General features: G+C 42.1%; 10 protein-coding genes. 7 read left to right on the plus strand and 3 right to left on the minus strand.

Features of this window, described 5'->3' with window-relative positions; genetic code table 11:
• Positions 1–2,244 (plus strand): ATP-binding protein, encoded by a 2,244-nt coding sequence (locus ACESQI_RS10450; protein ID WP_373126017.1) that lies wholly within the window; start codon positions 1–3, stop codon positions 2,242–2,244.
• A 38-nt stretch (positions 2,245–2,282) separates the two neighbouring features.
• On the opposite strand, the gene ACESQI_RS10455 is transcribed toward ACESQI_RS10450, so the two are convergent.
• Both ACESQI_RS10455 and kbl read right to left on the minus strand, forming a co-directional pair.
• Positions 2,283–2,684 carry a DUF2721 domain-containing protein gene (locus ACESQI_RS10455; protein WP_002561509.1) on the minus strand — a complete coding sequence of 134 codons (402 nt, stop codon included), beginning with the start codon at positions 2,682–2,684 and terminating at the stop codon, positions 2,283–2,285.
• A 145-nt stretch (positions 2,685–2,829) separates the two neighbouring features.
• On the minus strand, positions 2,830–4,017 hold the full coding sequence (gene kbl, locus ACESQI_RS10460) for a glycine C-acetyltransferase (protein ID WP_007486794.1): 1,188 nt from the start codon (positions 4,015–4,017) through the stop codon (positions 2,830–2,832).
• A 134-nt stretch (positions 4,018–4,151) separates the two neighbouring features.
• On the opposite strand from kbl, the gene ACESQI_RS10465 reads away from it, so the two are divergent.
• The 5 genes from ACESQI_RS10465 to ACESQI_RS10485 all read left to right on the plus strand — a co-directional run bounded on the left by ACESQI_RS10465 (position 4,152) and on the right by ACESQI_RS10485 (position 10,172).
• The gene (locus tag ACESQI_RS10465; protein WP_007486795.1) at positions 4,152–5,105 is read left to right on the plus strand and encodes an NAD-dependent epimerase/dehydratase family protein; all 954 of its coding nucleotides are present in this window, start codon (positions 4,152–4,154) and stop codon (positions 5,103–5,105) included.
• Entirely contained in the window at positions 5,105–5,959 is an 855-nt protein-coding gene (locus tag ACESQI_RS10470) for a DUF4348 domain-containing protein (RefSeq protein ID WP_007486796.1), read from the plus strand. The genes ACESQI_RS10465 and ACESQI_RS10470 overlap by 1 nt, the downstream gene beginning before the upstream one ends.
• Before the next feature lie 719 nt (positions 5,960–6,678).
• Positions 6,679–7,680 carry a UDP-N-acetylmuramate dehydrogenase gene (gene murB, locus ACESQI_RS10475; RefSeq protein ID WP_320970799.1) on the plus strand — a complete coding sequence of 334 codons (1,002 nt, stop codon included), beginning with the start codon at positions 6,679–6,681 and terminating at the stop codon, positions 7,678–7,680.
• Positions 7,681–7,728: 48 nt separating this feature from the next.
• A complete protein-coding gene (locus ACESQI_RS10480) occupies positions 7,729–8,496 on the plus strand; it encodes an MBL fold metallo-hydrolase (protein WP_002561514.1) in 768 nt (255 codons plus the stop codon).
• Positions 8,497–8,549: 53 nt separating this feature from the next.
• Positions 8,550–10,172, plus strand: coding sequence for a DUF3352 domain-containing protein (locus ACESQI_RS10485; protein ID WP_002561515.1), 1,623 nt, complete (start codon positions 8,550–8,552; stop codon positions 10,170–10,172).
• 404 nt (positions 10,173–10,576) lie between these two features.
• On the opposite strand, the gene ACESQI_RS10490 is transcribed toward ACESQI_RS10485, so the two are convergent.
• Entirely contained in the window at positions 10,577–10,948 is a 372-nt protein-coding gene (locus tag ACESQI_RS10490; RefSeq protein ID WP_002561516.1) for a DUF3127 domain-containing protein, read from the minus strand.
• Between the two features lie 153 nt (positions 10,949–11,101).
• Between ACESQI_RS10490 and dnaN the strand changes: the two genes are divergently transcribed.
• Positions 11,102–12,226 (plus strand): DNA polymerase III subunit beta, encoded by a 1,125-nt coding sequence (dnaN, locus tag ACESQI_RS10495; protein ID WP_002561517.1) that lies wholly within the window; start codon positions 11,102–11,104, stop codon positions 12,224–12,226.
• The last annotated feature ends 90 nt before the right edge of the window (positions 12,227–12,316 follow it).

Genomic DNA, 12,316 nt, shown 5'->3' on the forward strand with positions numbered 1-12,316 from the left:
ATGTATAAGAAAATTCTTAAACTTACATATCTGCTTTTTTTGCTGTTATCTGTTACTGGCTGTTCAGAAAAGGAGGTGCGTCGTATACTGGTTATTCATTCTTATGAGTTCAGTTATGCTGCCTATCCTGACTTTAACCGGTTGATAGAGGAAGATTTTAATAAATTAGGCATTGATCCGGATATAAGGACGCTCTATCTGGATTGTGAAAGCTATCAGGAGCAACCGGAACTGGAGAGAATGAGACGGTTACTTAATTCTTTAAAGGACTGGAAGCCGGAGGTGATTTTGGTGAATGAGGATCAGGCTACCTATTCATTGCTGAAATGTGGACACCCTTTGGCAAAGCAGGTTCCGATAGTGTTTGCCGGTGTTAATTATCCGAATTGGGAATTGATAAAACAATATCCTAACGTGACCGGATTTCATGATAAGATAGATTACAGGACAAATTTTCATGTAGCGAAAGAATTGTTTGGAGAAAATGTGCGTCCTTTTGCAATATTGGATAAAACGTTTCTCGACAGGGCTATACAAGATGATATGAAGGAGCAGTTGAAAGACGAAAAGGTAACGGGCGTGGTTCATCCTGAATATAGCAGTGCAGAGAGAGATTCATTAGTAAAGAAAGAAGGTTATATACCTTTCAATACAATGGCTGCGCGAGGTAATAATGCCTATGGAGGTGCACTTATTTGGAGTCTTAGCAAATATGTTCCCAATGGATGTTATATACAGTTGAAGCGCGACTTTACGACGGTCAATATGGGAAATGTTTCAGCCAGCCCCGGGATGACGGTAATCAATGAAGCATTCGGATATGGTGAGAGGTTGCTGGGAGGATATATCACTCCGATAACTATACAAGCAGGTGAGGAAGTAAAGGTTGCTGTTCGTATTCTTGAAGGAACTTCCCCGGCAGATATACCTGTATGCGAGAGTAAGAAAGAGTTTTTGGTAGACTGGCAGGTACTGAAGCAATTGCAGTGGGATAAGAAAAGGATTCCGGAGAAGTATCATTTTATCAATATGCCTTTTAAAGAACAGTATAGGGGTATCTGGATCACATTAATGGTGCTTATTTTCATATTGCTGTTTAGTATATTCAGCTTGTTGATGTTTCTTTATCTGCGTGAGCAGAAGAGAAAGAAAATGGCTCTTTATGCCTTAGCAGACGAGAAGGAAACACTGGCACTGTCTATTGAGGGTGGGAATACATATGCCTGGAAATTGCAGGATGAATGTATTGTACTTGAAAATGCTTTCTGGAAATCGATAAATGAAGTCCCCCGGAAGTTGACAATCGATGAATTGGAGAGTTATGTTCATCCCGATCAGCGTAATCGGTTTGAGTTGAACCGCGAGAATCTGCCATTGGCCAAAAAGAAAATAGTACAGTTAAAATGTGATTTTGATGGGCAGGGGTACCAGTGGTGGGAATTTCGTTATACAACTTCCCATTCAGCCTCCGGGCAAGCTAAGACTGCCGGTTTATTATTAAATATTCAATCCATTAAAGATCGCGAACAGGAATTGGACGATGCGCGTCGTCTGGCTGAAAAGGCAGAACTTAAACAGTCATTTCTGGCAAATATGAGTCATGAGATACGTACTCCTCTCAATGCAATTGTCGGTTTTGCAAATATTCTGGCTATGGATGATGAATTGGAAGAATCAGATAAAATGGAATATATAGACACCATCAACCGGAATAGTGAACTGTTATTGAAGCTTATTAATGATATTCTTGAACTGTCACGTATTGAGTCGGGGAATATGACTTTTCAAATGAGCAAATGCCAGGTGTCGGAATTGGTTAATAAGGTTTATACGACTCATAAGGTATTGATTCCTGCTCAATTGGATTTTATTGAAGAGGTGGATGATATTCCGATAGAAATAGAAGTAGATCAGGATCGTTTGACACAAGTGTTGACTAACTTTCTGAACAATGCGTCCAAATTCACAAAAGAAGGATATATTAAATTGGGTTATTGCTATGTACCCGAAGAAAGTCAGGTACGTATCTATGTGGAGGATACCGGTATTGGTATTCCTATAGAAGAACAACGTATTATTTTCAGCCGCTTCTACAAACAGGATGAATTTGCACAGGGGACAGGACTTGGGCTATCCATTTGTCAATTGATTGTCGAGAAATCCGGCGGGAGTATTGAACTTTGGTCCGAACCGTCTAAGGGAAGTCGGTTTACAGTGATACTTCCCTGCCACGTTGTATCTTAAATCGTGATTTCTAAAACCGCTACCGGTTCATACTTTGGTCAATTTATCTTTTTCTCCATTGTGCTCAGATAGATCTCCAGTGAACGGGTAGATATTTGTATCTCCCGGAAAGAAACTCCCAATGAAGCTATCAGCAAGAGTAGTGCCAGTCCGAACACATAGGCAGATAGTAACTGCAGTCCGATATAGATAAGAAACATGCTGACAACGCAAAAGAACAGACTTGCAATGCCCAGCCCTTGCATAGTACGGGTCAGGTTGAGTCGTTTGCGTAGATTCTCTATTTGTGCAACGGTGATGTCAGTAGGATTTTCCATATAACGATCACGCAATTGACGTACCAACTGGGCATACGACAGAAAACGATTCGTGTATGCTAATAGGATAAGTGAAACTGCCGAAAAGAGTAGGGCAGGCGTTGTGAGTGTAAGTTCTTCCATAATGTATTTTGATAGTAGTAAGTAGTAAGTAGTCAAGTAGTAAGTAGAAGATAGTGATTGAGTGTATGATCGCAGAAACGGGGCTATCGTCTACTTACTACTCAACTACTTACTACTTGACTACTCTTAATTACTTATTTAAAGATCATTTCAGCACCCCAAGTTCTTTGCCTACTTTGATGAAGGCATTGATACACTTGTCCAGGTGTTCTTTGTCATGTCCGGCAGAAATTTGTACGCGAATGCGTGCCTGTTCTTTCGGAACTACCGGATAGTAGAACCCTGTCACATAGATACCCTCCTCGAGCATGCGGGCAGCATAGTCCTGAGAAAGTTTGGCATCATACAGCATAACGGCACAGATTGCACTCTGCGTCGGTTTTATATCAAATCCGGCAGCCATCATTTTGTCGCGGAAGTAGTTGACGTTCTCTACCAGCTTATCGTGCAGTGCATTACTCTCTTTCAGCATTTTGAATACTTCAAGGCTTGCACCGATAATGCCCGGAGCCAATGAGTTAGAGAACAGATAGGGGCGGCTGCGTTGGCGCAACAGGTCGATAATCTCCTTACGTCCAGTGGTAAATCCACCCAGTGCACCACCAAAAGCTTTGCCTAATGTACCGGTATAAATGTCCACACGTCCGTAGGTCTTGTACAGTTCACTTACACCGTGACCGGTTGCACCTACCACGCCGGCTGAGTGAGATTCATCTACCATAACCAGTGCGTCGTATTTCTCGGCGAGATCACAGATCTTATCCATAGGGGCCACATTGCCATCCATTGAGAACACACCGTCTGTCACTATAATGCGGAACCGTTGTGCCTGAGCTTCCTGAAGACACTTTTCCAGTTCCTCCATATTAGCATTGGCATAGCGATAACGTTTAGCTTTACAGAGGCGTACACCGTCTATAATAGAAGCATGATTCAGTGAATCCGAAATGATGGCGTCCTCTTCTGTGAATAATGGTTCGAAAACACCGCCGTTGGCATCAAAACAAGCGGCATATAAGATTGTATCTTCTGTCTGGAAATAGTCAGAGATTGCAGCTTCCAGTTCTTTGTGAATATCCTGGGTTCCGCAGATAAAACGGACGGATGACATACCATATCCGCGGCGGTCCATCATCTTCTTTGCTCCCTCTATCAGACGGGGATTATTGGAGAGTCCCAGATAGTTATTAGCACAAAAGTTCAATACTTCTTTTCCTTTTACAGTGATCGCTGCTTGTTGTGCACTTTCAATGAGTCGTTCTTCTTTATAGAGTCCGGCTTCTTTAATTTCAGCAAGTGTATTGCTGAGGTGTTCTTTCATTTTACCGTACATAGCGTTTGGAGTTTTAGTTTCTATGCAAAGGACATTATTTTTCTCCAAATTACAATGACTATTTGCTATAAAAGTGAAAAAAAAGTGCTTACTTTGCGCACCATTTAGCTTAATATACTCTATAAGTTGGAAGAATGAAAAATATTTTGGTAATTGGAGCTACCGGACAGATTGGTTCGGAGCTCACGATGGAACTGCGTAATCGCTATGGAAATGAGAACGTTGTAGCCGGATATATTCCCGGTGCAGAACCTAAAGGAGAATTGAAAGAATCGGGTCCCGCGGCAGTAGTTGATGTAACGAACGCCGAAATGATTGAGTCCGTAGTAAAAGAATATAATATTGACACAATATACAACCTTGCGGCCTTGTTGTCTGTTGTAGCTGAATCTAAACCAAAGCTTGCCTGGAAAATAGGTATCGATGGTTTGTGGAATGTACTTGAAACAGCTCGTATCCATGGATGTGCCGTGTTTACACCGAGTTCTATCGGTTCGTTCGGAGCAGATACGCCACACACGAAAACGCCACAGGACACCATTCAGCGTCCACGTACGATGTATGGCATTTCCAAAGTGACCACTGAGTTATTGAGTGACTATTACCATAATAAATACGGAGTAGATACCCGTGCTGTTCGTTTCCCTGGAATTATTTCCAATGTGACCCCTCCGGGGGGAGGAACAACGGATTATGCTGTTGATATATATTATTCTGCCGTGAAGGGTGAAACTTTTGTATGTCCCATCGCCAAAGGTACGTTGATGGATATGATGTATATGCCGGATGCTTTGAATGCTGCTATCTCGCTGATGGAGGCTGATCCGGAGAAACTGGTTCACCGTAATGCTTTCAATATTGCTTCCATGAGTTTTGATCCGGAGGCAATTTACGAAGCTATTCGTAAGCATGTGCCCGATTTCAAAATGATCTATCAGGTAGATCCTTTGAAACAGCGTATTGCCGATAGCTGGCCTGATAGCTTGGATGATACCTGCGCTCGTGAAGAGTGGGGATGGAAACCGGCTTATGATTTGGAAAGTATGACGGTGGATATGCTTGAGAAATTAAGAGCTAAACTGAAATAATGAAAAAACTTATTGCGGGGGCTGTTGTCCTCGCTCTTCTTGCTTCCTGTGGAAATAAGAGGGCGAATCTTGACCCCTTCGCATCACTTACAAATGAGGTGGATTCGGCTCTTCACAGAGCCGATACGCTCCACCAGTCGAAGCCATCAGAGGAACCGAAGCCGATAGAGGCTGACGAATCATTCGATGACTTTATTTATAATTTTGCTTCCGATGACGAGTTGCAACAGCAGCGCGTAAAGTTTCCGTTGGCTTATTATAACGGAGATGAACCTTCAAAAATTGAAAAGAAGTACTGGAAACATGATGATCTGTTTACGAAGCAGAGTTATTACACTTTACTTTTTGATAGCGAGGAAGATATGGACCTGGTAGGGGATACTGCGCTCACTTCCGTGCAGGTAGAGTGGATCTTTATTCGTACTCATATGGTGAAGAAATATTACTTCGAGCGGGTGAAGGGGGCATGGATGCTGGAAGCTATCAATCTGCGTCCTGTAGAGAAAGGGGATACTGAGGATTTTGTAGAGTTCTTCGGACGTTTTGCAACGGATAGTCTTTTTCAATGTCGCCGTGTACGTCAACCTTTGATGTTTGTAACTACCGATCCGGACGATGACTTCTCTGTTTTGGAAACAACACTTGATCTTAACCAGTGGTTTGCCTTCAAACCGACATTACCTGCCGATCGGTTGTCGAATATTAATTACGGACAAAAGAATACTGATAATTCTTCCACCAAGGTTCTCGCCTTGAAGGGGATAGGAAATGGACTTTCTAATATTCTCTATTTCAAAAGGAAAGAAAATAGTGGAGAGTGGGAGTTGTATAAGTTTGAGGATGTAAGTATTTGAGTGCTTCCCGTACAGGGAGGTGCGACAGGCGATGCTACATCGCCAAAACGTAGATGAACGTAGTTTTTCGCAAAGGGAAACAAATAGATGGTAAATAACTACAGTCTTTTAATCCGCGTTCCATCAGATAGATACTACTCTGTGGAACTCTGTGTTACTCTGTGGTGAATTTCCCTTATTTCTGATCCGTTTATGCTAAATGTTGTCTGCCATTACTATCCATCCCTTTCTCCGGTATTGATAAAGCCCCCTCTCGTAGAGTAACGTATGAAGCCTCGGTGTGTAACGTTGTTTTAGATGTACATGTAAAGCAGTACGACATGTGCATGTGGGACAGTACGACATGCACATCTCATGCAGCTTTACATGTACATGTAAAACAAGACTGCGCACCGGGAAAAGGAATGTTCCTTTCTAAGAAAACCAAAGTACAACACCGTATAACGGTAATGATGCCGTTTAGGGATACTTCCGGCACAGAAAAATATGCCATAATCTTTGTTACTAATCAGATTTGCATCAAACTGCCGTAGAAAACACAAAGCTATTTAGTCCCTTTCCATCAGTTTTGAACTTAATATTTTGTGTGGTTATTCTGTCTTTCTTTTGTATCAAGGCAAAAGAAAGAATAATTTCATTAATTTTGCGGCACAACAGATAAGAGGAATATTCTGACCAGTCAGTATATTCTTTTATTATATTGAATAATCGGTTAAATTATGAAACAAGAAAATTGCTCTCTTTTATCTCACAATACATTTGGCATTGATGTGAAAGCCGCCTGTTTATTGGAATATTCTTCTGTGGATGAACTCCGTGAACTGATACTTCAGGGGCTGATTGTTAAACCCTATTTACATATTGGTGGTGGAAGTAATTTGCTTTTTACCAAAGATTATCCGGGTACAATTCTTCATTCCCTCATTGATGGACTGGAAATTCTCGATGAGAATGAGCAGGAAGTACGGGTACGGGTAGGTGCCGGTGTACAGTGGGATGATTTTGTTGCCGAATGTGTTTCCAGGGGATGGTATGGAGCCGAAAATCTTTCATTGATTCCCGGTGAAGTGGGGGCAAGTGCTGTGCAGAATATCGGGGCTTATGGTGTAGAGGTAAAAGACCTGATTACGGCTGTGGTGACAATGAACATAGAAGGGGAGCAGCGTGTTTATAGCGTAGATGAATGCCAGTATGCTTATCGTAATAGTATCTTTAAGCGTGCGGAAATGAAAGATGTTTTCGTTACTCATGTATGTTTCTGTCTGAGTAAACAAGAGCATTATACATTGGACTATGGCACAATTCGTCAGGAGTTGGAGAAGTATCCGGTGGTGACATTGCCAACAGTACGCCGTGTGATTATCGATATTCGTAAGAGTAAATTGCCCGATCCGAAAGTAATGGGTAATGCCGGTAGCTTCTTTATGAATCCTATTGTTCCCCGAAAGCAATTTGAAGCTTTGCAACAGGAATATCCGCGTATGCCATTCTATGAATTGGCAGACGGAAGGGTGAAAATTCCTGCCGGATGGATGATAGACCAGTGTGGCTGGAAGGGAAAGGCATTAGGGCCGGCTGCTGTACATGACCGGCAAGCATTGGTGTTAGTGAATTGTGGCGGTGCGAAAGGTAGTGACATTATTGCGCTTTCAGATGCGGTACGGGCTTCCGTACGCGAAAAGTTCGGGATTGACATTCATCCGGAAGTAAACTTTGTTTAATGAATTATGCTATGCAGCTCATAGTTCATTAATCATAAATTATAACTCATGAAGATAACAATATTAGGAAGCGGTACTTCTACAGGAGTGCCTGAGATAGGTTGTACTTGTCCTGTCTGCACTTCTTCTGATCCTCGTGATCACCGACTGCGTGCTTCTGCTCTTATTGAAACAGACGATACGCGTATACTTATTGATTGTGGCCCGGATTTCCGGACTCAGGTGCTCGGACTTCCCTTTAAGAAGATAGATGGAGTACTTATCACTCACGAACATTACGATCATGTAGGTGGTTTGGATGATTTGCGGCCTTTTTGCCGTTTTGGTGAAGTACCTATTTATGCTGAGCCACATACGGCGGAACGTCTGCGTACCCGTATGCCTTACTGTTTTGTGGATCATAGTTATCCCGGAGTTCCCAATATTCCGTTGCAGGAGATTGAAGAAAATCGTACTTTCTTGATTAATCATATCCCGATAACCCCTTTGCGTGTAATGCACGGCAGGCTTCCTATTCTGGGGTATCGCATTGGGAATATAGGGTATATTACTGATATGCTGACAATGCCTGATGTATCTTATGAACAATTACGCCAGCTTGATGTTCTGGTGGTAAATGCGCTGCGGATTGCTCCTCATCCAACGCATCAGAACCTGGCAGAAGCCCTTGACACTGCGCGGAGGATTGGAGCTAAAGAAACTTATTTCATTCATATGAGCCATCACATCGGGCTTCAGGCGGAAGTTGAGAGACAACTGCCTCCTCATGTGTACTTTGCATCGGATGGATTAGAAATATTTTCGCAAAAGTTTTGATTCTTTAACGGAAATCCTTATTTTTGCCTGCAGTCGGTAAAAGAAGCAATATTATGAAACTTCGTACCTTCGTCAAAATAGCAATTACCACTTCTGTTGCGCTTTTGTGTACAGGTTTTGTTGTGTTCTCATTTTTCAAGTTGTCGGCAGCAGAAAATAAGGAGGACTTTGAGCTTTATGCACTTGTGCCACCTACGGCAACGGTTGTTTTTGAGACAGATGACATGTGTGCCCTGGTGCAGGAAATTAATGAACTGAACTGTAGTCGGGATAATAATTATTTGTATATTTCTAAAATTTTCTCTTATCTTAAACTGCATCTTTATACGCTTCTCGAGGATACTCCGCATGGGTTGAGCAGGCAGATGAGCAAAATGTTACTTAGTTTTCATGAACCGGATAACGATCGTAATCAGGTGCTCTATTGTGCTCTTGGTTCGGGAGATTATGAATTGGTGGAAAAATTCATCAAAAAATATTGTTCGAGTACATTCCCTTCTAAATTGTTTGATTATAAAGGAGAAGAAATACGTATCTATCCCTTGCCGGGCGATGATTTTCTGGCTTGTTATGTTACTTCCGGTTTTTTGGCTGTCAGTTATCAGAAGAAATTGATAGAGCAGGTGATTGATGCCCGTTTGTCAGGTAAGTCGTTGCTCAAAGATGATTCTTTTTCTAAGATACATGCGGCTAAAAAAAGTAATGTGGCTGCCACGATTTATGCCCGGATGGAATCACTGGATATGGGTAAAATGACTGATGGTATCCGTTCGCATACGGATCTTGGCGGCTGGACAGAGTTTGATATGAAGCTCAATGGAGATGCTATTTATTTCTCGGGTATCAGCCACGATACGGATACATGTCTGACGTTCATGAACATGTTGCGCCAGCAACAGCCACTGGAAGGTTTTCCGGGGGCTATTCTTCCGGTGTCCACTTTCTTTTTCAGTCAGCGCTCGGTAAGTGACTTACAGGCAATGTTTGATTTTACAAGCGGGCAGGAGTATGCTACAGCCACTTATTCCGATTATATCAGTGCGCGTGATGAGGCATTATTGTTTTATCTGAAAGAGAATGGTAAGCATGATATAATGACTTGCCTTTTTCACCGTAATGACACTCTTGCTTTTCCGGCTGCCGTAGCAAGTCTGCCTGTTGATGATATGGTGCAGGCCGAACGAATGCTGAAATCGCTGATAGATAATACTCCAAAGGAGGAAGATGCTCCTTCTGTGCCTCCTGTAACTTTTTGTTATACTCCCAACCGTGCATATACCCTTTATGTGCTCCCGCGTAACACATTGTTTGCCCAACTAACAGGTGTGACGCAACCTTCATTGTATGTTTATGCATGTTTGTATGATGGACGATTATTGTTAGCTCCCGATTCTGAGAGTCTTTCCTGCTATATAGGTCATTTGGATAAGAAAGAAGTGTTGGAAGAGTTGCCGGCATATCAGGAGAGTGTATCCGGTTTATCTGATGTGTATAATTTTATGCTTGTTGCCGATTTGGAGAATATGTTTGCTCAGCCTGAAAGTTACGTTCGGCTTGTTCCGGGTTTTTTCTTCCGTAATCCTGACTTTTTCCGTCATTTTGTTCTTTCCGCCCAATTTACGAGTATGGATGGGCAGATTTATCCGAATGTAGTTTTACAGTATAAAGGGGAATGATATAGAGAGGATTGGTTGCAATCGTGTTTGAACCAGGCAGGTCTATCCAAAAGCGATCTGAACCAGATATTTCTGTCTTTTTATGGGCTTAGGTATCATTGTGGAAGGGCGGTGGATAAGACACTTCACTGTGAAATGTAAAATATGCCCCTGTAACATAATATTAAGATTTCTAAGAAAAAGAAAATTTGAAGAAAATGCTTCAGTCAGAATGAAAGTCGGTTATATTTAGTCTAATTCCCGATTGCGCTATTCTTTGTGGAGGAAGAAGAGATGGGTTTGGAAAAAATGCACAAGTTACGCTAATCGGTGTACATCAGTATACCAGTATAAGCTGGACGTAAGCTTTATCACTATACCTGTTTGGCGTGGTTAGCGTAACCTGTGTTTTATGTTCTGTTTTCTTAAAATGGCAGATCATCCTTTGCGTCACCTGCAATAAACTCTGGCGCTGCTGTTGGAGCAGGAGGAGGAACTGGAGCTCCCGGAGCCATGGGTGCACCTGCTGCTATGCGTTCCACTTTCCATGCACGGATACTGTTGAACCAACGATCTTGCCATTGACGTGCATCGACGTCGAAGGATACGGTAAGCTCTTCGCCCATCTGGATATTGAACTGTTCTATTTTGTCAGCACCAAATACGTCAAAACACATTTTACGTGGGTACTGGTCGTGGTTTTCAATAACATATTCCTGCGATTTCCATTCGTTCCCAGTCTTAGAAACTCCGCCTCTGGGCTGGAGTATAGCGATAATTTTTCCTGTAAATTCCATTGCGATAAATTTAAATTCTGCGGCGAAGTTACAATTTTTTAGGGATATCTAAAGCACAACCCGGTGTTTTTTCTTTTGTTTTGTTGGTGCACCCCAATCTTTTTTTGTAACTTTGTGCATTGATAAAATTAAAAATTAAACATTCGGAAATATATGAAATTTATCGTTTCTAGTACTGCGCTTTTCAGCCATTTACAGGCTATTAGCCGTGTGATAAACTCAAAAAATGCGCTGCCTATTTTAGATTGTTTCCTCTTCGAACTGGAAGACGGAACGTTGTCTGTGACCGTTTCTGATAGTGAAACGACGATGGTAACCTCTGTCGAGGTCAACGAAAGTGATATGAATGGTCGCTTTGCAGTGGCTAGCAAGACATTGCTTGATGCTTTGAAGGAGATACCCGAACAGCCGTTAACGTTCGATATAAACACCGAAACTCTTGAAATTACTGTGCAGTATCAGAATGGAAAATACAGCCTTGTGGGGCAGAATGCCGATGAATTTCCTCAGTCTGCCACGTTGGGTGATAGTGCCGTTCGGGTAGAAATGAGTGCAGATATATTACTGGGTGGCATTAATCGCAGTGTATTTGCTACTGCTGATGATGAATTGCGACCTGTGATGAATGGTATTTATTTTGATATTACTACTGAAGATATCACAATGGTTGCTTCGGATGGTCATAAATTGGTACGTTGTAAAACACTCGCTGCCCGTGGTAATGAACGTGCAGCCTTTATTTTGCCAAAGAAACCTGCCACTTTGCTCAAGAATCTGCTGCCAAAAGAAAACGGTATGGTGGTGATTGAGTTTGACGAACGCAATGCTGTTTTCACACTCGAAAGTTATCGTATGGTATGTCGTCTTATCGAAGGCCGTTATCCTAACTATAACTCGGTAATTCCGCAGAATAATCCGCACAAGGTGACTGTAGACCGTCAGCAGTTGATAGGTGCTTTGCGTCGTGTGTCAATCTTCTCGTCACAGGCCAGTAGTTTGATAAAACTCCGTATCCAGGAGAACGAAATAGTAATTTCCGCACAGGATATTGATTTTTCTACTTCAGCAGAAGAAACTCAGGTATGCCAATATGCAGGTGCTCCGATGAGTATTGGTTTTAAATCAACGTTCCTGATTGATATTCTCAACAATATTTCGGCAGAAGAGGTTGTTATTGAATTGGCAGATCCATCGCGTGCCGGTGTGGTTGTTCCTGTAGAGCAGGAAGAGAACGAAGACCTGTTGATGTTGCTCATGCCGATGATGCTGAACGATTGATTCAGTTGAAAATTGAAAGTTGAGAGTTGAAAATTGCTATGCGGTATGATAGCGCAGCTAATTTTCAACTCTCAATTTTCAACTAAACAA

It is taken from the genome of Bacteroides sp. HPS0048 (assembly GCF_964240755.1).
Lineage (GTDB): Bacteria > Bacteroidota > Bacteroidia > Bacteroidales > Bacteroidaceae > Bacteroides > Bacteroides nordii.